Below are 19,696 nucleotides of genomic sequence, written 5' to 3' on the forward strand. Positions count from 1 at the left end.
TCACATCCCATGGGACACCGGCGACAGCCGACCGATGGGACGAATCTGCAGGGCGCCATCCAGCTCGCCGTACGTGAGCACCGCCACGTCCGGGAACGCCCCCTCGCACAGCCTGCGCAGTGACCTGCGCACATCCGGCGCGGTGAGCAGCACGGCCTTCCCGCCCGTCGCGACCTGACGCACCCCCTCCAGGATTTCCGCCACCCGCTCCGGGTCCGGCGAGAGCCCCCTGGGCCCGGCGGCCCGGAGAATCTCCTCCACCTCGGGGTCCACCAGGTACGCATACAGCGGCCCCGTGGGCGCGAACTTGTGGCTGAGGTAGCGACGCAGGGCCTGTCGGCAGCGCTCGGCGAGCGCGGTGGCGTCCCCCTCGGTGGTGGGTGACACGAGCGCCTCCAGGATGGCCCTCAAGTCCCGGATGCTCACGCCCTCCTGGAGCAGCTTGCGCAGCACGTCCGTCAACAGCGGCAACGGCACCTTCTGGAGCGCCTCCTTCACCAGCATCGGCGCACGCGGCTCCAGCCCCTCCAGGAGGCCCTGGACATCCTGGAGCCCCAACAGCTCCGCCGCCCGGCTCCGCAGCACAACGCGCAGGTGCTCGGCGAGCAGCGCCTCGGGGCGCAGCACCTGGACCTGGGCGAGCTCCACCGGGCCGCGGCCCGACTCCGGAATCCGACTGATGCTCCTCCCCGTCGAGGGCTCCACCGCCGGCTCCGCCTTCACCTGGAGGAACGCGAGCTCGTCCGGAGGCGCCAGGGCATAGAGCACGCCCGGGGTCAGCTGCCCGCCGCCCGCGGGGACCTCGTCCACCAGGATTCGATACTCCCCCGGGGACAGATAGGCGGCCTGGGTCCTCACGCGGATGCCGGGGACACGGATGCCCAGCTCGAAGAAGAGCTCGTCCCGAACCGCGTTGAGCTGTTCATGCACGAACGCGCCCCCGGAGGACTGCGTCAGCACCGTCAGGTCCGGCGCGAGGTCCAGGGTGAGCGGGGACACACCCACGGGGAGCGCCGCGCTCATCGGCGGAGCCGCTTCCTTCCCGGAAGCCCCCGCCTTCTCGCCCGACGCCTCCGACTCGCTTGCCGCCGCCACCGGACGGGCCGCGCCGCGTGACAGGGCATACCCGAGTCCCGCCAGGGCCGCCGCCAGCACCAGGAACGTCAGGTGCGGCATGCCCGGCATCAGCGCGAGGACGCCACACAGTCCCGCGACGACCCAGAGCGTCCGGGCCTCGCCGAAGAACTGCGCGCCGATCTCCGCGCCCAGCGAGTCCTCCTCGCGCTCCGAGGCCACCCGCGTGACGACGAGCCCCGCCGCCACGGTGATGCAGAGCGAGGGTACCTGCGACACGAGCCCGTCACCGATGGCGATGAGCGCGAACGTCGCGGCCGCCTCGGAGAGCGACAGCCCTCCCTGCAACACGCCGATGAGCGAGCCACCGAGCAGGTTCACCGCGACGATGACGAGGCCCGCGATGACGTCGCCCTTCACGAACTTCATCGCGCCGTCCATCGCGCCGAACATCTGCGACTCGCGCTCCAAATCCCTCCGGCGCTTGCGGGCCTGAGCCTGGTCGATGGCCCCCGCGCGCAGGTCCGCGTCGATGGACATCTGCTTGCCTGGCATCGCGTCCAGGGTGAACCGGGCGGACACCTCCGCGACACGCTCCGCGCCCTTCGCCACCACCAGGAACTGCACCAGCGAGAGGATGGCGAACACCACGCCGCCGACCACGTAGTCCCCCTGCACCACGAACTCACCGAACGCCTGGATGACGTCGCCCGCGTGCCCCTCCGCGAGCGCCAGCCGCGTGGACGAGACATTGAGCGCCAGTCGGAACAGCGTGGTGAACAACAGCAACGTCGGGAAGGACGTCACCTTCAGCGCGTCCTTCGCTCGCAGCGCCGCCACCAGCAGCGCCACGCCCGCCGCAAGGTTCAGCGCCAGGCCCGCGTCCAGCAGCCACGCCGGCAGGGGGATGATGAGCGCGCCCAGCACGGCGGCCATCGCCACCGCGAGCACCAGGTCCGATGAGCTCTTCACCTTCGACAACCACGACGTCAGGGCCTTCATGAAGTCCGTCTCCGAGATGATTCGTCCGCGTCCCGCGCTTCCATCGCCGTGCGGAGGACGACCGCCGCCGCCTGGTACAGCTCCTCGGGGATGGGCTCCCCCAGGTCGTAGTGGATGAGGCTCCGCGCCAGCGGCACGTCCCGCACCACGGGGATGCCGAGCCGACGTGCCTCCTCGCGCAGCGCGAGCGCCTCCTCCTCACGCGCCTTCGCGACGAGGTAGGGCGCCTCGCACTCCTGGGTGTCGTAACGGAGCGCCACCGCGAGATGCGTGGGATTGACGACCACCGCGGTGGCCCGGGCCACGCCCCGAGCCGGTCCGCCCTGCGCGAGCTGCCGGTGCAACGCCTTGCGCTGTCCCTTGTGGCGCGGGTCTCCCTCGCTCTCCTTGTGCTCGCGCTTGAGCTCCTCCCGGCTCATCCGCAGCTCACGAAAGTGGCTCCGTCGGGCGAGCAGGTAGTCCCCCACTCCCAACACCACCAGCACCCAGGCCAGGGTGTGCACCAGCCCCTCGATGCGCCCCAGCAAGAGCGGCAGCCCCTCGCCGCCCGCGAGCCACGCGGTCCGCAGCACCTGCGGCCCCAGCTCCTCCACCTCGCTCCACACGAACATCGCGACCACGGCCACCACGACCAGCGCCTTGCCCAGCTCCAGCCACGGCTTCACGCTGAACAGCCGCTTCATCCCAGCCGCGGGGCTGACACGCTCCCACTGGGGCGCCACGTGCTCGGGATTCATCTCGAACCCCACGGTGGCCACGCTGACGCCCAGCGACGCGATGAGCGCGCCGCCGAGCACGGGCCCGCTCATGCCCATGAAAATCCAGAGCCCCTCCTCCCAGGCGCCCGCCCCCTGCTGCTCGAGGAACAACCGCGACGTCCAGTCCCGCAGCCGCGCCACCTGCGGCGCCGAGCCCGCCATGAAGCCGAGCACGCCTCCCAACGTCACCGCGCTGGAGGACAACAGTCGGCTGCGCGGAATCTGACCCTTGCGGCGAGCCTCGCGCAGACGCTTCGCGGAGGGCTGCTCCGTCTTCTCCCCACTCATCGGGCCAGCTCCCCCAACACCGAGAGCGCCCCGCCCGTGGAGACGACTTCCGCCAGCAATCGCTCACACAACACGCCTGTCCCCAACCACAACACCGCGCCGCCCCCCAGGATGCGCAGCGGCGCTCCCAGCTCCTGCAGGTTCAGCTGCGGCGCCGCGCGCGACGCCATGGCCAGGAAGCAATCCACCGTCAGCATCGCCGCCGCCATCGGCGCGCCCACCGCCAGGCCCGTGGCCAGCGCGCCTCCCGCGAGCACGACCACGTGCAGCGTCGCGGCCTCCGTCGGCACGAAGGCCCCCAACCCCACCACGCCGAACCCACGCACCCAGGCGCCGAACACGAGCGGCGCCACCGCGCCCGACATCACCAGCCCCACGAGCAGCTGATGCAGCCCTTCGCCCGTGGCGGACTCACGGCTCCCCGACACCGGCAGGCTCGCCTCCGCGGACGTGCCCCTCAACAGGTCGATGAACCGTCCCCCCATCCGCGCCGCGTCGAACGGCAGCGCGGAGACCATCCCCACCGACACGCCATAGGCCAGCTCCCGCAGCAACCAGCCCGCCAGCGTCCACGACGACGTCACAGGCGCCGGCAACTCCACGCCTCCCTCCACGAGGAGGAACAACGCCAGGGAGAGCACCAGCCCCAACCGCACCGTCGGCGGCGTGGCCTGTCCACCCAGCACGGGGCACAGGAAGGCCACGGGCACGAGCCGAGCGCAGCACAGCGCCACCACGGCGGCGTCCGGCCCGAGCGCCTCCAGCGACGAGCGAACCAGCTCCAGGTTCATACCGAGACCTCCGCGATGAGCGTCAGGAGCTGGTGGGTGAAGCGCGTGAGCTGGGCGGCGATCCACGGCCCCGCGAGCACCAGGGCGAACACCGCAGCGCACAGCTTGGGTACCACCGACAGGGTGCTCTCCTGCAGCTGCGTCGTCGCCTGGAACAGCCCCGACAGGAAGCCCACCAGCAGGCTGGCCCCGACGGGCGGCAGCGACGCGAGCACCATCAACAACAAGGCCTCACGGCCCAGCGACAGCAACACGTCCTGGGTCATCGCGTCACCGGTATCCGAGGATGAGGCCGCGCGCGAGCAGCGACCAACCATCCACCGCCACGAAGAGGAGGATCTTGAAGGGCAGGCTCACCTGGCTGGGCGACAGCGTCTGCATCCCCAGCGCGAGCAACACGTTGGCGATGACCATGTCGAGCACCAGGAACGGGAGGAAGACGAGGAAGCCAATCTGGAAGGCCTCCTTCAGCTCGGTGATGACGAAGGCTGGGATGATGACGAAGAGGTCCGTCTCCTGGACCGCCTCCGCCTCCTCCGGCGGCCGCAGCTCACGCGCCAGGTCCACGAAGCGGGCCCGCTCCTCTGCGCTGCCATGCTTCACCAGGAACTCGCGCAGGGGCTCGGCCACCCGAGCGGCCGAGTCGAGAATCCGCGCACCGGAGCCGGACTCGAGCTCCTGGTAGGCGAGCTGCCCCGCGTCGTACATCCGCTCCATCACCGAGGCCATGATGTGGCCCGTCAGCACCGCCGCCAGCCCCGTCAGCACCAACGTCGGCGGCGCCTGCTGCGTCCCCATGGCCGAGCGCGCCAGCGACAACACCACCGCGATTTTCGAGAAGCTCGTCAGCATCAGCACCGCGAACGGCAAGAGCGACATCAGCGCGAGCATCCCCATCATCGACAGCGGACTGCCCGCGTAGGACTGCTGACCGAGCATCCCTTCCGGGGACGCCGCGGCGACCAACGGCACGAGCCACCCCAGTCCGCCGCTCATGACCGCATCCCCCTGCGCATCCCACGTCCCGGACGAGGCCGACGGGCCGGCGCCAGGACGAACGGAGCCGCCTGTCGCCGCTCGGGCAGCGCATGCACGTGCGCGAACGCATCCCCGAAGGTCACCAGGAAGTCGCGCCCCTCCACCTCCACCAGCGCGAGACCACACCGCGGTGACAGCCCCGCCCGGGAGACGACCTTCAAGCGCTCGAGGCCCGCCGCGCTCGTCCCCCTCGCCCTCCGTCTCCACCACCATCCAAGCCCCCCCAGTGCGCCCACGAGGAGCACGCACCGGGCCACCGAGACCATGGACACCCCTCCCATCGGCCCCAGCAGGGCCAGCGCGAGCACCAGGAGCGTCGCCACCTGCAAGCGAGCGCGCGGGGAGAACGAGAACCGACGGGCATTCATGGGCGCGCTCACGGCAGCAGGGCCAGGATGCGGGCACCAACCTCGCCCTCGATGTCCACCAGCTCGGCGCGCGCCACCACCCGGTCGCCCACGCGCAACAACACCGGCGTGCTCGCGTTGATGTGCAGCGGCAGCACCACGCCCGACTTCAACGCCGCCAGCTCCGAGAGCGGCACGAGCACCCGCGTCAACTCCACCTCCACGTCCACGGGGAGCGGGGGCATTGCGTCGCTGCTGCGTTCATTCGAGGCCTGCATGTTCGACTCCGGGAAGGGCGCACGGACCTGCGCGCGCGTCAGACAGAAGCCCTCGGGATGGAACGTCCCCGCGAGCGAGAAGCCACGGCCCACCAGCCGTCCGTCTCCCAGGAGGCGCGCGTTCTCACGGCGCACACCCTCGAAGACCACCACGTCCCCCACCGCGAGCGCGTCCAGCGCCTGGTTCGTGAGCGGCATGCGCCCCACCAGACACCTCAGCTCGAGCGATGCGGCGAGCACCTCGGGCGCGACACTCGCGCCGCGCTCCACCGGGTACTCCAGGAACACGCTCTGGAGCAGCGGGGCCGGCAACAACAACCGGGCCCCCGCGCTCACCTGCCCCACCGTGACACGCAGCTCCACGCCCACCAGGGGCTGCCGGCCCCGCAGCCGGGCCGTGATGTCCTCGCCCCGCATCGTCAGCGCGACCAGGCGCGGCGCCAGCACCGGATACAGCTCCGACCGGGCACGCACCGCCGAGAGCCCCACCAGCACGAGGTACGCCAGCGTCGCGTCCTCCAGACGGGACAGCTCCGTCACCACACCCGCCCTGCCACCCGCGCCCGCGATACGCTCCAGCGCCGCGATGGCCAGCGCGGGCTCCAACTCCAGCACCGCCACGCCGCCCACCGCCGACAGCTCCAACAGGACGAAGACCGCCGGCCGCATCAGCCCACCGAGCGGAGAGACCACCGCGTCCAACAACCGGGCCTCGGCCGTCACGGAGCAACCCAGCTCACGGCCGAGCGCCTCGCAGACATCCCCCAAGGCCTGACGCCCCTGGTTCGCGACACGGGGACGCGCGGCGAGCACGAGGTGCGCCCGGCTCATCCTGCGTGCCCCCAGCCGGCGCAGTCTGCGCGGCTCGGGTGGAATCGACGGTTCGGTGTCCAGGTTCATCGAAGAAGGCTCTTGGGGGGAGTGAGACGACGCACCCCTCTCGTGCACGGCCCCCGCCAGGAGGCCGTGTCGTGAAGTCGCGGAGTTGGACGGTGTTGGAATCCGGGCTCGGGATGCCCGGTACGCAGAACAGGACGGACGTCAGCGCGTGGCTTCGCGGATGAGCCGCTCGGCCAGTGAAGTCAGCAGCGGCGGCGCCAGCGGGTCCACCGGCTCCACCACCCTCCCGGGGAACAGGGTGCGGTGATAGGGCGGCAGGCGCCGGAACACCTCCTTGCGAAGCGGCTCCGGCGCCTCCTCCATCAAGGCCTTCAACCTCGCGGCGGCGTCAGCCCGCTCACCAAACTCCAGCGCCACCTTCGCCTGCCGCCGCGCCGAGGGCATCGCCGCCAGGGTCCGCAGGTGCACCTTCGCGCGCCGCATCGCCCCCGTTCCCAGCCCCTCCAAGAGCTCCCCTGCCCGCTCCCGCCCGAGCACCCACGCCACCAGCGCGTACCGCTCCAGGGGAACCACCAGGAGCGGGCGGTGCACCGTGGCCTCCAGGTCCACGGGCGGCGGTGGCGGCGCCACGGGCACCTCCTCCTTCCGCGCCGGACGACGCACCCGCCCCACACGTGTCGCTTCCATGTCGAGTGTCCCTCCTCTCAGGCGACCTTGCGCGCCGCACCCGGCGACAACACGGGCCGCGCGGGCACGGGCGGAACCACGGGCGTCGCACTCAGCTCGCGGAAGTGCCGCATCCGCAGCGCCACCCAGACGAGGGCTCCCGACAGCCCCGTCACCAGCACGCCGAGCACCGCGAGCAGCACCCGCAGCCGCCATGGCGAGGACAGGCCCTGCGCCGCGGCCACCTCGCCCCTCGCGGGAACCTCGTCCACCAACAGCGACACCGACTCGGTGGACAGCCCCTCCACGCCTCCGGCCACGAGCGCCTTCAGGACCTCCGAGCCCTGCCGCACCCTCGCCGCCTGGCCGGGCATCACCCGCACCATCGCCGACGCCTTCGATGGCATGGGCGCGACACCCGGACGCGGCGGCGGGGGCACCACCAGATGGACTCTCGCCAGCAGCACCCCCTCCATGGACTGGAGCGTCTTCTCCAGGCCCCGCTCCAGCACGCGCACGCGGCACAGCCCCTCCTCCGTGGGCGTGCGCACCAGCCCGCTCCCACCGAAGACGTCGCAGCCCACCTCCGCCGCGGGCCTCGGCAACCCCAGCTCCGCGAGCACCCTCACCGCCTCCGTCGACTGGTCGCCCATGACTTCGATGGACCACGAGGGCTTCTTGCCCGCCTCCAGGACCTTGCGCGCCTCCACCCCTCGCTGGATGAGCACCGTCTGGAGCTCGTTCGCCTGCCGCTCATCCAGTCCGTGCTGGATGCGCTCTCGACACGCCGCCGTCCCCAGGAGCAACAGGACGGCGAGCCACCTTCGGGAAGTCGATGACATGGCGCGCTCAAACCTGCGTCTGGAGGACCTGCTTGACGCCGCCGGTCGCCTTCTCGACGACCTTGCCGGCGAGGTCGAGCTCCTGGCTCGCCCGATAGACCTGCGCCTGCAGTGACAGCAGCTCCGCCGACGAGAAGTCCCGGCCCGACTCCGCCAGCCCCAGGATGTGGTCCAGTCGCTTCTGCGCCTGCCCCACGCGCTCCACCACCTGCGCGGCCTGCTGCTCCCTCGCCGACTGGACCGAATCCACCCGCTCGCCCGCCTGCGCCCGCGCACACCCCGCCTGCGCCCGCGCCCCCGTGCCCTCGGCCCGGACCACGCCCGCGGAGGCCTCGCCCACCGGACGCGTCGCCCCCTCCACCGACACGGGAGGCCCTCCGCTCGGTCCAGGGTTCCGGGCCCCCTCCAACACCTGACCGAACCGCTCGCGCCCGGGCGCCACGGGCGACAGGCCCGGGCCCCCCACGGCGCCCACTTTGTCCACGCTCATGGCTGCCATGCCCTTTCAGCGGATGTTGTTGATGGCGGCCTTCGCCGAGTCGTGGCGGACCTTCATGATGTTGGAGACCGCGTTGTGCTCACGGCTCTCGCGCTGCATCTCGTTCTGCAGATGCAGATAGGCCGCATTGAACTTCTGGCCCTCCGCGCTGAGCTCCTTCTGCGCGTTCAACAGCTCCCACGCATCGGTGCTCCCCGACGACGTGCCTCCCGTTCCCAGCGAGGCGCTCGCCGTGGAAGCCGACGCCGTGGAGGCCGACGCCGTGGACGCGAAGTCGGACGTCTTCATGGGCGCCACCTGCGCCACCGCCAGCTTCGTGCTGGAGACCGCCGCGCTCAGGATGGCGCCGGTCGGAATCATCCCGCCCACCACGCCCGCCCCCTTGTTCACGACGGTGTGCGCCGCGTGCGCCAGCACCGTCCCGAAGTCGTTGCGCGGCGTCTGCCGAGGCAGGGTGTGGGTGGTGCTCAACAGGTACGGGCTGCGCTGACTCGGTTCCAAGCAAGACCTCCGGCGATGGGTGCCGGAAGCCCCTGTTCAGGGGCCATGCCAGGAGAAATCCCGAGCAATCCCGCCTGCCTCGGCGCCCACCGGACTCCACCCGCCGGGAAGAGCGTCCGGACGATGGGATGGGCGGACGGGACGGAAACTTGCCTCGCACGCCAGGTGCCTCAGAGTTGTCGCACCCTGTCGCACGCGGAGGAGCAGATGCAGACTTCCAATGGTGGCCCCCACATCGCCGAGCGCTTCCACCCGCGCGTCGAGGCGGACATCGCCGTGAAGGTGCTCCTGCCGGGACGCGCCGTCATGGCCCGGGCCCGCGATGTGTCGATGGCGGGCCTGTTCCTGCTGGCCCACCCGGGCGACTCGCAGCGTCAGCTCACCCTGGCCCTGCCGCTGCCGGGGGACCGCGAAATCGTCACCACCTGCACCATCCGCCGCCGCGAGGCGAACGGCGTGGCGCTGGAGTTCGGCGAGCTGGACTGGGACGACCTCATCGCCCTGGCGCGCTTCCTCCACCCACGCCTGCCCTGAAGCTCAGGCCGGCTCCGAGCGGGGCGGCGCCATGCGCAGCCGCTCCACCAGCGCCATCAGCTCCGCGCCTCGGAAGGGCTTGTGGATGTAGCCGTCCGCGCCCGCCAACGTGGCGCTCTCCATGTCCGACTTCTTCGCCTTCGCGGTGAGCATGTAGAGCGGCACCGCCGCCGTGACGGGGTCGCTCTTCAGGATGCGACACGCGGAGATGCCGTCGAGCTGCGGCAGGACGACGTCCATCAGGATGAGGTGGAAGGTGCGGCTGCGCGCCAGCTTCAGCCCCTCCAGCCCGTTGGCCGCGCACACCACATCCACCGTGCCGTCGCTCAACATCGAGCGCACCAGCTCCCGGATGACGGGTTCATCCTCCACGAGCAGGATGTGAAAGGGTGCCTGGGACATGCCAACCATGTTTCTCCGGCGCGACGCTGGACGACTCGAGGGCGATGACTCGCGGGCGCGCCACCCCCACTTCCGGTGCCACCTGCCGCGCGCGGTATAGCCCCGCCGACACCACGCGCACCAGGGTTGCCATTCATTTGTGTGGAGCACCACGCATCCGACATGTCTGCCAGGGATTCACGGGGAAATCCGCCCTTCGTCTCCGAGCCCCGGCCGGCCGACCGCTCCCCGGGCCAGCAGGCCCTCCGCGCCACCCGCGCCCCTCGGAATTCCACCCCACCAGGTCACCTCCTGCACGCCCCTCCCTCCAAGGCTTCGGTTCTCCGTTGTCCCGGAGCGCTATGATGGGCCTGAAATGGCTGCAAAACTAGAATGTCCTGAGTGCCGAGGCACGGTGGGGCGAGACGACTTCCAGTGTGAGCACTGTGGGTTGCTCCTGGACCCGGAGCAGGCCAGCGGGGAGTACGTCGTCACCGAGCCCACCATCGTCCGGGCCATGCTCTCTCCGCCCCAGCGCACCCGGACCATGGAGCTGCCCCGGCCGCCGCCGCAGAAGCCCGCGGCCCACCACCTGGCCACCGCGCGCTTCACCATCCCCATGGATGCGCAGACGGTGCCGCGCCTGCGTGCCGGGTTGGACATCGCGCTGCAGCCGCTGCATCCCTTCGAGGCGCATATCGCGTCGTTCGTCGATGGCGTCCTCGCGGTGCCGCAGCTCGCGCTCGCGGCGCGGCTGCCCGAAATCGAGGTGAAGGTCGTCCTCAAGGGCCTGCTGGAGCGCGGCGTCGTGGAGCTGCGGCGCGAGCCGGCCCCGCCGCCCAAGCGCAGCCTCACGGCCGAGATGCCCGTGCTCGACGGCTCCGAGTTCCTGGAGCCCGAGCCGCTCGGCGCGGACGAGGAGGCGGAGCCCTTCACCCTCCGGGACGTGCAGGTCCCCACCCTCTCGGGTGAGGCTCCCCTGCCGCCGATGGCCCTGGGTGACGAGGACGGCCTGACGCCCATGGCGCTCGGTGACGAGGAGCCCATCGAGGACCGTCCGACCCGACGCGACAGGCCCCTGGATACACCCTCGCATGACGCGCCCGCGAAGCCCTCGCGGGGCTTGCGTCCCGGAGCCGCGCCCCGTGGGGCCTCGAGCCCCGCTCCAGGGGAGCGCCCCCTGCCCGCGGGCCTGGCGCGACCGCCAGCCTCTCGGCCCGGCGCATTCATCGGAGCGACTCCCTCACGGCCAGGGCCCCTTGAAGGAGCGGCGCACGCGTCGCGGCCCGCCGCCCCGGCGAGCCCTGTCATCCCCTCGGATGAAGCCCCCACGCTGCGAAGCTCGCATCCACAGTTGGGTGGCGCCTCGCGCGTGGTGCACCCCGCCGCTTCCGCACAGCCCGCCCGGACGCCCCCGCCGCTCGTCACGCCCAGCGGGGCGACCACCCTGCCCGCCGTCCCCTTCCCCGGGAAGGTGGCCCCCACGCCCGTCGAGCACGCCACGCGTCCCCAGCGTCCCTCGATGCCGCTGGATGCGCCGCTCCCCGGCGCGGCCCCGAATTCGCCCGAGGACCTCCTCCAGCGCGCCGTGCGCCTGGAGCGCGCCGGACACGTGGAGCGTGCCATCGAGGTCCTCACCAAGGCCATCGACCGCGCCCCCGACGCCGCCGCGCTCCACAGCAAGCTGGCCCTCATCCTCATCCACCAGCGCAAGGACTACGCGCAGGCGGCGCGGCTGCTGGAGCGCGCCGTGGAGCTGGAGCCGGGCAACACCGTCTTCCAGCAGAACCTGCTGAAGGTGACGGCGCTCTCCGCGGCCAACGCCGGCGAGCGCAAGGACCGCAAGCCCGGCCTCCTCGCGCGGCTCACCGGCAGACGCGGCTGAACACCGCGCCGCTCAGGGTCCTCCGCCGTCCAACAACCGCTCGGCCTCCTCCAACGAGAAGGCCAGATACGCGTCGTAGCCCATCTCCCGGCTGGTCCGCTCGAAGTGCAGCGCCGCTTCCACCGAGCGCCCCACCACCCGCACCACCCGACGGAAGCCTCGCGCCTTCGCGGCCTCCATGATGCGCCGCAGGTGCACCGTCCCCTCGTAGTCCAACGACGTCACGCCCTTCAGGTCCGACAACAGGTCGAACCGCGGACGCATCCGGTCGATGGCACTCACCGCGGCATCGCCGACGCGCTGGGCCTCTTCCTTGTCGACGTCTCCCCAGATGCGCACCACCAGCCGGTTCTTGCCGACGTGGACCTCGACCTCGAACACTGGGCACCGACCTCCAAGGAAAACCCGATATCCTCTGAGTCAGTCTACTCCTGTAGGAGCACCGGCATCCAGGCTCCTTCCAGGAAGCCCTGTCGTTCAGATTTCCGCGACGCCCTCGCGCTCGGCCCAGCCCTCCAGGCCGTTGGGCAGCCGGATGCGCACGAAGCGCCCCGTCTCCTCGAGCAGGCGCACCTTCAGGCCCGCATGCACCTCGAAGATGGAGCGCGCACCGGGCTGCGGCAGCTCCCGGGCCACCAGGGTGGGAGCCAGCACCACCGCTTCATGCACCGTGTCATCCACGTGCGCGTGCGCGGCCAGCAGCACGCCCGAGGGAAGCGCCACGGCGAACAGCAGCGCCGCCAGGATGCCCACCACCGTGCGACGCCCCGGCGCGAGAAACCGCCACACCAGCACGAGCAGCAGCGCGCCCACCCACGTGCCCAGGAAGGTCCACGCCACCACGTTGCCGTCCGTGGCCGCCGTCACGCGCGGCAGGAACTCCTCCTCCGCCGTGGCGCCCACCACCTTGTCCACCTGTCGGGCGCGGGCCACGGCCAGGTTGGCCTCCAGGTCCGGCGCGCGGCCGCCCTGCTTGCGAGCCTGCTCCAGCGCGAGCACCGCCCGGCCCAGGTCCCCGCGCGCCAGGTGCGTGGTGCCCAGGTTGTAGAGGACGTCCGCCCCACCGTGGCCTCGGGACAGGAGCTTCTCGTAGCCCTCCTGCGCGGCGGCGTAGTCCTCGCGCGCGTAGGCCTCGTTGGCCTTGAGGAAGACGTCCTGCGCCTCTTCCGGCGAGTAGTAGCCGCTCACGCCCAGCCCTCCATGGCGGCGAGCGCCGCGTCCATCACCTTCTGCCGCGCCGCCGCGTCACCCCCGCCGCCGTAGCGGCCCAGGTCGCACGCCTCCAGCACGTACAGCACCTGCCCGCGTCGCTCGTCCGCCACGCCCGCCGCCTTCATGCGCTCGCCGATGACATCGCGGGTGAGGCCGATGACGGGCCCCCCCAGCCGCGCGCCCAGGAAGCCCTGCAGCGCCTTCTCCACCTCGGCGTAGAAGGCCCCGGCGTCCGCGCCCGACTGGAGCTTCTCCGCCTCCACCAGTCGCTTGCGCGCGGCCTTCGCCTGCTGACGGCTCTTGTCCGACTCGGTGCGCGTCGCCAGCCGGCCCCGCAGGCCGCCGACGAGCGCCACGCCCGCGAGCAGCCCCAGCGGCGCCAGCACCATCGGGATGAAGAAGCCGCGCTTCCACGGCGGCTCGGACGGCGCCACGAAGCGCGCCTGGTAGCGCACCGGCCTGAGGCCGCCCGCCGTCAGCACGTTCTTCTGCTCGTTGGCAGCGTCCGCCACGTGCGCGGAGGACGTGGGCGGCGGCGTGGGGCTGCCCGCCGCGGACTCCACCGTGAGGGTGATGGGCTCGGTGCGCGCGACCTCGTAGGAACGGGCGCGCACGTCGAAGAAGGGGAACTCCAACGCGGGCAGCGTGAAGGTGCCCGTGCGCTGCGGCATCACCAGGTACTCCACCACGCGGCGGCCCTGCACCTTGTTGCGCTGCGGCGCCACCTTGTCCGTCGTCGTGGGGTCATAGATTTTCAGCGCGGAGGGGCCGGTGAGCTTCGGCGGGGTGACGTTCTTCACGTTGCCCGTGCCCTCCAGGATGACCTTCACCGTGACGGGCTGGCCCAGCTCCACGCGCGTCGTCGACACGTCCGTGGACAGCCGCCACGCGCCCACGTTCGCGTTGGACATGCCCGGCGGCGCACCGGGCGGCAGCGGCGCCACCTTCACCTTGAGCCCATTGGACACGCGGTGCACGCGGTGGCCCGCGAAGAGGAAGCCCGTGGTGATGTCCGCCTCCGCCGGCGAGATGGCCAGCGAGCCGGCCTTCACCGGGAAGAGCGCGCGGCGGCGCAGCAGATAGGCGCGGTACGGCACGCCATCCACCACCTTCTGCTCGCCCGACAGCTGCGTGGGGCTCTCCACCTCCTCCGTCCAGAAGCCCTCCAGCTTGGGCATGGTGACGGCGTCCACGCTGGTGAGGTCCACGCGCGAGTAGATGTAGAGCGACAGCGTCACCTGCTCGCCCACGTAGACCTGGTCCCGGTCCAGGCTCGCGCGCAGGAACAGGTCCGAGTCGCCCCGCGGGATGCTCGGCGTGTCCTCCTCCTCGTCGTTGGCGAACGGGTCCGGCAGGCGCGAGGGGAAGTTCGCGAACGGGTCCGGCAGCCGCTGCGGATTGCGGCCCGACTGCGCGGGCGCGGGCCCCAGCTTCCCCGGCATCACGACGATCTGCACGGAGTCCGTGCGGTGCGTCTTGCCTCCCGCCGTCATCTCCGCGGGCGGAATCGTCAGCTTCCCCGTCCGGTTCGCCCGGAGCACCATCACGTACTTGGTGACCTCCTGGATGTTGGCGGGGCCACCACCGGACCAGGACACCGAGCGCTGGGTGCTGCGCGAGCTGTTGAGGACCTCGAAGTCGTCCGACTGCGGCAGCCGCACCTTCGCGTCCGGGGGCGCATCCGCCGTCACCACCGTGAGGCGGAAGGTGTCCTCGCTGCCGACCTCCTGCCGGTCCACCGTCTGGTAGAACTCGAGGCCCGCCGACCACGCCGGCCCCGAGACCAGCAGGGCCAGCACGGCCAACACCACCCCGGCGCCGAAGCTACCAGTCCTTCTCATTGGGCTTCCTCTGCTTCTTCTTCTGCTGGAAACGCCAGAGCTGGAGATTCTTCTCGTTCTGCTTCATCGCATCCAGCAAGCGCTCCGCTTCCTGCTGGTCCAGGTCCGACGGGCTCACGCCCGCATCCGCGCCCGACGACTCCGAGTCGCTCTCCGACTCGCTGCCGCCATCCGCACCGCCATCCCGCGGGTCGCCATCTCCGTCATCGCCGCCGCCATCCGCGCCGCCGTCGCTGCCGCCATCGCCCTTCTGCGGAGGCCCCTGGTCGCCGCCGTCGCCGCCATCCGCGCCGCCGTCACCCCCGCCGTCCGCGCCCCCATCGCCGCCGCCATCCGCGCCGCCGTCGCTGCCACCATCCTCCGTCCCACCGTCGGCGCCACCATCCGCGCCGCCGTCGGTGCCGCCGTCCACGGGCGCGCCGCCGTCCGCCTTGGTGCCGCCATCCTCGCCACCATCCGGGCGCCCGCCATCCGTCCCGGAGTCTCCCCCACCGTCCATTCCTCCATCCGCCGCGTTGTCCTGCGGCGGAGGAAGGTTGCGCAGCACCACCTCGTAGTTGTGCCGGGCCTGCACGTCCTGCGGGTCCAAGGTCAGCGCGCGTCGGTAGGACTTCAGCGCCTCCACCCTGTCCCCGGTCGTGGCCGCGAGGTTGCCCAGGTTGTACCAGGCCTTCTGTCGCAGGTCGGGCCGGTTGGACTCCGTCACCCCGCGGAACACCTCCTGCGCGTCCTTCACCCGGCCCAGCTTCGCCAGCGCGTCGCCCCGGTTGAAGTCCACGGTCGGGTCGTGCGGCCGCTCCTTCTTCGCCTCGTCGAAGGCCTTCAGCGCCTCCTCGTAGTTCCCCGCGAGGTACGCCTCACGCCCCTTCTGGACCATCGGGTGGTCGCGCTCCAGCGGCCCGGCGCCGAGCGCCGTCCACGGCAGCATGAGCAGCCACGCAAGCCCCAGCCACCGCGCGCTCATGGCGTCGACCTCCGGCGCGTGGACGGCAACAGCACCATCCCCAACACGAGCAGCACCAGGCCCGGCACCGCGAAGGTCTGGAAGCGCTCGTCGTAGCGGACCGTCACGCGGCTCTCCAGCTCGCTCTTCTGCATCTGGTCGATGCGCTCCACCACCTGCCCCATGGCCACGCCGCGCGGCTGGAAGAAGAACGCGCCGCCCGTGGCCTCCGCGATGGCCGTCAGCCCCGCGCGGTCCAGGCGCGTGATCACCGTCTCGCCCGCGCCGTCCTTCTTGTAGTCCACGAACTCGCCGCGCCGGTCATACACGGGGATGGGCTCGCCGGACTCGGAGCCCACGCCCACCGTCAGCACCTGCACGCCCGCTTCCTTCAGCGCGTCGCTGGCCTCGCCCACCTCGCCCACCAGGTCCTCGCCGTCCGACAACAGCACCACCACGCGCTCCTTCGAGCCGCGGTCCGCGTTGTCCAACACCTGCTTCGCCAGCCGGAGCGCCGAGCCCACGTTGGTGCCACCCTGGGGCATCACCTCCGGGTCCACCGCGCGCAGGAACAGCTTCACCGCCGAGTAGTCCGACGTGAGCGGCGACTGGATGAACGCATCGCCCGCGAAGACCACCAGGCCCACGCGGTCGCCCTTGAGTTCATCCAGCAGCGTCGTCAGCTCCAGCTTGGCGCGCTCCAGGCGGCTGGGCTGCACGTCGCGCGCGAGCATGGACTTGGACGCATCCAGCGCCACCACCACGTCGATGCCGCGCCGCTTGGTCAACTCGCTCTTCGTTCCACACTGCGGCTGCGCCAGCGCGAAGCCGAACAGCATGAGCCCCAGGCCGTACAGTCCGCCCTGCGTGGCCGGACGCCACACGGAGATGCCCGGCGTGAAGCGCTCGGCGTGCCGCTCATGCAGCACCGCGCGCACGCGCGAGCGGCGCCGCAGGGACAGCATGAGCGCGAGCAAGCCCAACAGGGCCCCCAGCAGCACCAGGCCGAGGAACACCGGCTGGGCCAGTCCCGCCTGATAGCCGAGCACGGTGAAGCGCCAGGGTTCCACGGGCGTCACGGGAAGACCCTCAGGAAGGTGGAGCGCAGCAGCAGCTCCAGCGCGAGCAGGCCGAAGGCGGCCAGCAGGAACGGGTGGAACTCCTCGCGGTAGGTGGCGGACGCGCCGCCCTCCATCAGCTTGGAGCGCTCCAGCGAATCGAGCACCTTCTGCAGGCCGCGCCGGAGGCCCTCCGGGTCCGTCGCGCGGTAGTACTCGCCGCCCGTGCGGTCCGCGATGTCCTGCATCAGCTCGGGGTTGATGGGAATCTCCGTCTCGCGCCACACGGTGTTGCCGAACAGGTCCGTGCCCTGCGGGAAGGGCACCTTGCCGCCCTTGCCCACGAGGATGGTGTAGATGGGCACGTGGAGCGCCTGCGCCATGTTCGCCGAGTCCATGGGCGACAGCTTCCCCGCGTTGTTGTCGCCGTCGGTAATCAGCACCACCACGCGGCTCTTCGCCTCCGAGTCGCGCAGGCGGTTGAGCGACGTGGCCAGCGCGTCACCAATCGCCGTGCCGTCCTCCAGAACGCGGGTGCGCAGTTGCTTGATGACCTCCTTCAGCACGCCGTAGTCCAGCGTGAGCGGCGCCTGCGTGTACGCCGCGCCCGCGAAGACCACCAGGCCGATGCGGTCGTTCACGCGGTTGGCGAGGAACTCGGTGAGCACCTCCTTGGCCACGTGCAGGCGGTTCTGCGGACGGAAGTCGCCGGCCTCCATCGACGTGGACAGGTCCAACGCCACCACGATGTCGATGCCCTCCACCGACAAGTCGCGCACGCGCGAGTCGCGCACCTGGGGCCGGGCGATGGCGAGCACCGCTGCCGTCACCGCCACCACGCGCAAGAGCGGCAACAACGGCAGCATGTACGTGCGCAGGCCCTTGCCGCTCCTGGCGAACACGTTCGCCGCGGAGAAGCGCAGGGGCGCGCGAGCGCGACGCTCCCGCCAGGCCTGCACCAGGAGGAGCGGGACGAGCAGCAGCCCCCAGAGCGCCTCGGGGTTATTGAACGCGGGGAGCGGCGGCATTGTCGGGAGCTTGAATCGGCTGGGGCGGAACGTAGGTCTTGTCGACGAGCTCGTAGCCGAACAGGAGCGCGTCACGGCAGCTCTCGGGCGAGGCGTCCGCCCGCGCGTACTTCACCATGTCCGACTCGGACACGAAGCGCATGAGCTTGTCCTCGGGGAGGTTCGGCGGGGCCAGGCGGCGCAGCGAGGACATCAGCTCGGAGCTGGTGCACTCCAGGGCCTCGAAGCCGTAGCGCTCGCCCAGGTAGCCACGGACGATTTCGGACAGGCGGAAGTAGTGGTCCTTCACGCGGCCGCGCGCGGGCAGGTTCTCCGCCTTGAGCGTGTCCAGCGCCTTGCGCGTGCGCACGTCCAAGGGCTGCGGGGGCGGCACGTACACGTGCTTGGGGCGGTTCTTCCACCAGCGCAAGAGCGCCCACGCCAACAGGCCCGCGGCGAGCGCGCCGAGCAGCGCCAGCACCAGGCGCCACGAGCGGATGGGCACCTCCTGCGGCGGCTGGATGTCGAACAGGTCCGCGCCCTGCCCCTCCGCCTCCGGAGGCAGCGTGGACGTCACTTCAATCTGCCGACCCGGCAGCGAGTACTGGCGCGGGCCCTCCGGCGTGGCCACGTCGAACGCGAGCGCGGGCACCTGCACCGTGCCCAGCGCGAAGGCCGACATGCGCACCGCGAACGTCGTGGTGGCCGAGTCCGCGCCGTCCTGCCGCTGGCGCGTCTGGTCGAGGAACTCGAAGTCCCCCGTCTCCTTGGGCACCGCCAGCTCGTAGCGGTGGTCCTTCGGATGGGTGAGCACCACGTGGTACGTGAACGGGTCGCCGATGCGCACCTGCTGCGGGTCCACGCGCACCGACACGTCCAAGGGCTGCGTCTGTTCGTGCGTGGGAGCCCCGGGCGGGCTCGCCGCGGCGGGCGCGGTCCCCTGCGGCGCCTGGGCCCCGGCCGACGACGCGAGCGTCAGCGCGCCCACGCACAGCCCCATCGCGAAGCGCGCCATCCACCGGCTCATGCCGCCATCCTCCGGGCCCGCGCGCGGAAGAACTGCGCGAGCGCCTTGCCGTGGTCGTCTCCGGCGCGCAGCTCCACGTGGTCCAGCTCCAGCTTCTTGAAGAGCTTGCGGCGCTCGTCGCGAGCGGCCTGCATGGCGCGCGCGTAACGGCCCCGCACGCGCGGGTCGCTCGTGTCCACGACGAAGCGGTCCCCCGTCTCCGGGTCCTCCATCTCCACCAACCCCAGGCGCGGGAAGGCCTCCTCCAGCGGGTCCTCCACCACCACGGGGACCAGGTCGTGCTTGCGCCCCACCAGCCGCAGCGGCTTCTCGTAGTCGCCCGCCTGGAAGTCGGAGACGAGGAAGGTGACGGCCTTCCGCTTCGCCACCTGCGTCAGGTACGTCAGCCCCGCGGACAGGTTCGTGCCCTTGCCCGCGGGCTGGAACGTGAGGATGTCGCTCACCAGCCGCAGCACGTGCGTGCGGCCCTTGCGCGGCGGCACCACCTTCTCCACCCGGTCCGAGAAGAGGATGAGCCCCACCCGGTCGTTGTTGGCGATGGCGCTGAAGGCGATCTGCGCGGCGACCTCGGCCGCGATTTCGGCCTTGGTGCGCTCCTTCGAGCCGAACTCCTTGGAGGCCGACACGTCGACCAGGAGCATCACCGTGAGCTCGCGCTCCTCGGTGAAGACCTTGACGTAGGCCTCGTTCATGCGCGCGGTGACGTTCCAGTCGATGATGCGAATCTCGTCGCCGGGCTGGTACTGCCGCACCTCGGAGAAGGCCATGCCCCGGCCCTTGAAGACCGAGTGGTACTGGCCCGCGAGCATGTCGGAGACCACCTTGCGGGTGCGGATCTCCAGCTTGCGGATGCGGCGGATGAGGTCCTTGGGCAGCACGGGGCG

General features: G+C 71.4%; 22 protein-coding genes. 2 read left to right on the top strand and 20 right to left on the bottom strand.

Translation table 11 applies throughout. The features are described from left to right. The 11 genes from AC6JA9_RS32260 to AC6JA9_RS32310 all read right to left on the bottom strand — a co-directional run bounded on the left by AC6JA9_RS32260 (position 1) and on the right by AC6JA9_RS32310 (position 8,924). On the bottom strand, positions 1–2,076 hold the full coding sequence (locus AC6JA9_RS32260) for a flagellar biosynthesis protein FlhA (protein WP_223781818.1): 2,076 nt from the start codon (positions 2,074–2,076) through the stop codon (positions 1–3). Further along, a complete protein-coding gene (locus AC6JA9_RS32265) occupies positions 2,073–3,122 on the bottom strand; it encodes an EscU/YscU/HrcU family type III secretion system export apparatus switch protein (RefSeq protein ID WP_223748242.1) in 1,050 nt (349 codons plus the stop codon). Before AC6JA9_RS32265 ends, AC6JA9_RS32260 begins: the two co-directional genes overlap by 4 nt. Beyond that, positions 3,119–3,913 (bottom strand): EscT/YscT/HrcT family type III secretion system export apparatus protein, encoded by a 795-nt coding sequence (locus tag AC6JA9_RS32270; protein WP_223748241.1) that lies wholly within the window; start codon positions 3,911–3,913, stop codon positions 3,119–3,121. The genes AC6JA9_RS32265 and AC6JA9_RS32270 overlap by 4 nt, the downstream gene beginning before the upstream one ends. Further along, on the bottom strand, positions 3,910–4,179 hold the full coding sequence (locus AC6JA9_RS32275; RefSeq protein ID WP_223748240.1) for a flagellar biosynthetic protein FliQ: 270 nt from the start codon (positions 4,177–4,179) through the stop codon (positions 3,910–3,912). Before AC6JA9_RS32275 ends, AC6JA9_RS32270 begins: the two co-directional genes overlap by 4 nt. A gap of 4 nt (positions 4,180–4,183) precedes the next feature. Further along, positions 4,184–4,909: a type III secretion system export apparatus subunit SctR gene (sctR, locus tag AC6JA9_RS32280; RefSeq protein WP_223748239.1), complete on the bottom strand. Its 726-nt coding sequence runs from the start codon at positions 4,907–4,909 to the stop codon at positions 4,184–4,186. Next, positions 4,906–5,319: a flagellar biosynthetic protein FliO gene (locus tag AC6JA9_RS32285; protein WP_223748238.1), complete on the bottom strand. Its 414-nt coding sequence runs from the start codon at positions 5,317–5,319 to the stop codon at positions 4,906–4,908. The genes sctR and AC6JA9_RS32285 overlap by 4 nt, the downstream gene beginning before the upstream one ends. Positions 5,320–5,327: 8 nt before the next feature. Continuing rightward, positions 5,328–6,476: a type III secretion system cytoplasmic ring protein SctQ gene (gene sctQ / locus AC6JA9_RS32290; protein WP_223781814.1), complete on the bottom strand. Its 1,149-nt coding sequence runs from the start codon at positions 6,474–6,476 to the stop codon at positions 5,328–5,330. Positions 6,477–6,617: 141 nt separating this feature from the next. Continuing rightward, the gene (locus AC6JA9_RS32295) at positions 6,618–7,103 is read right to left on the bottom strand and encodes a hypothetical protein (RefSeq protein ID WP_223748236.1); all 486 of its coding nucleotides are present in this window, start codon (positions 7,101–7,103) and stop codon (positions 6,618–6,620) included. 17 nt (positions 7,104–7,120) lie between these two features. Further along, positions 7,121–7,924 (bottom strand): flagellar M-ring protein FliF, encoded by an 804-nt coding sequence (locus AC6JA9_RS32300; RefSeq protein ID WP_223748235.1) that lies wholly within the window; start codon positions 7,922–7,924, stop codon positions 7,121–7,123. A 7-nt stretch (positions 7,925–7,931) separates the two neighbouring features. After that, on the bottom strand, positions 7,932–8,414 hold the full coding sequence (locus tag AC6JA9_RS32305; RefSeq protein ID WP_223781812.1) for an ATP-dependent helicase HrpB: 483 nt from the start codon (positions 8,412–8,414) through the stop codon (positions 7,932–7,934). Between the two features lie 15 nt (positions 8,415–8,429). Then, positions 8,430–8,924, bottom strand: coding sequence for a hypothetical protein (locus AC6JA9_RS32310; protein WP_223781811.1), 495 nt, complete (start codon positions 8,922–8,924; stop codon positions 8,430–8,432). Positions 8,925–9,131: 207 nt separating this feature from the next. Between AC6JA9_RS32310 and AC6JA9_RS32315 the strand changes: the two genes are divergently transcribed. Next, entirely contained in the window at positions 9,132–9,458 is a 327-nt protein-coding gene (locus tag AC6JA9_RS32315) for a PilZ domain-containing protein (protein ID WP_223748232.1), read from the top strand. A gap of 3 nt (positions 9,459–9,461) precedes the next feature. On the opposite strand, the gene AC6JA9_RS32320 is transcribed toward AC6JA9_RS32315, so the two are convergent. Continuing rightward, complete coding sequence (locus AC6JA9_RS32320) at positions 9,462–9,869, bottom strand: response regulator (protein ID WP_223748231.1); 408 nt, start codon at positions 9,867–9,869, stop codon at positions 9,462–9,464. Positions 9,870–10,254: 385 nt separating this feature from the next. On the opposite strand from AC6JA9_RS32320, the gene AC6JA9_RS32325 reads away from it, so the two are divergent. Next, positions 10,255–11,724 carry a DNA polymerase III subunit gamma/tau domain-containing protein gene (locus AC6JA9_RS32325; RefSeq protein ID WP_483578519.1) on the top strand — a complete coding sequence of 490 codons (1,470 nt, stop codon included), beginning with the start codon at positions 10,255–10,257 and terminating at the stop codon, positions 11,722–11,724. Positions 11,725–11,736: 12 nt separating this feature from the next. Here the strand turns inward: AC6JA9_RS32325 and AC6JA9_RS32330 are convergent, their stop codons facing one another. The 8 genes from AC6JA9_RS32330 to AC6JA9_RS32365 form a co-directional block, all read right to left on the bottom strand. Beyond that, positions 11,737–12,105, bottom strand: coding sequence for an STAS domain-containing protein (locus AC6JA9_RS32330; protein WP_046715551.1), 369 nt, complete (start codon positions 12,103–12,105; stop codon positions 11,737–11,739). A 96-nt stretch (positions 12,106–12,201) separates the two neighbouring features. After that, positions 12,202–12,912, bottom strand: a complete 711-nt coding sequence (locus tag AC6JA9_RS32335; RefSeq protein WP_223781809.1) for an SH3 domain-containing protein — start codon at positions 12,910–12,912, stop codon at positions 12,202–12,204. Further along, positions 12,909–14,777 (bottom strand): BatD family protein, encoded by a 1,869-nt coding sequence (locus tag AC6JA9_RS32340; protein ID WP_223748228.1) that lies wholly within the window; start codon positions 14,775–14,777, stop codon positions 12,909–12,911. Before AC6JA9_RS32340 ends, AC6JA9_RS32335 begins: the two co-directional genes overlap by 4 nt. Continuing rightward, positions 14,761–15,741, bottom strand: a complete 981-nt coding sequence (locus tag AC6JA9_RS32345) for a tetratricopeptide repeat protein (RefSeq protein ID WP_223748227.1) — start codon at positions 15,739–15,741, stop codon at positions 14,761–14,763. Before AC6JA9_RS32345 ends, AC6JA9_RS32340 begins: the two co-directional genes overlap by 17 nt. Beyond that, a complete protein-coding gene (locus AC6JA9_RS32350) occupies positions 15,738–16,799 on the bottom strand; it encodes a VWA domain-containing protein (RefSeq protein ID WP_497958333.1) in 1,062 nt (353 codons plus the stop codon). The genes AC6JA9_RS32345 and AC6JA9_RS32350 overlap by 4 nt, the downstream gene beginning before the upstream one ends. After that, positions 16,796–17,806, bottom strand: a complete 1,011-nt coding sequence (locus tag AC6JA9_RS32355) for a vWA domain-containing protein (RefSeq protein ID WP_223748225.1) — start codon at positions 17,804–17,806, stop codon at positions 16,796–16,798. Before AC6JA9_RS32355 ends, AC6JA9_RS32350 begins: the two co-directional genes overlap by 4 nt. After that, a complete protein-coding gene (locus tag AC6JA9_RS32360; protein WP_497958334.1) occupies positions 17,781–18,812 on the bottom strand; it encodes a BatD family protein in 1,032 nt (343 codons plus the stop codon). Before AC6JA9_RS32360 ends, AC6JA9_RS32355 begins: the two co-directional genes overlap by 26 nt. Beyond that, positions 18,809–19,690, bottom strand: a complete 882-nt coding sequence (locus tag AC6JA9_RS32365; protein WP_497958335.1) for a DUF58 domain-containing protein — start codon at positions 19,688–19,690, stop codon at positions 18,809–18,811. The genes AC6JA9_RS32360 and AC6JA9_RS32365 overlap by 4 nt, the downstream gene beginning before the upstream one ends. Between the last annotated feature and the right edge of the window lie 6 nt (positions 19,691–19,696).

It is taken from the genome of Myxococcus sp. MH1 (genome assembly GCF_059738865.1).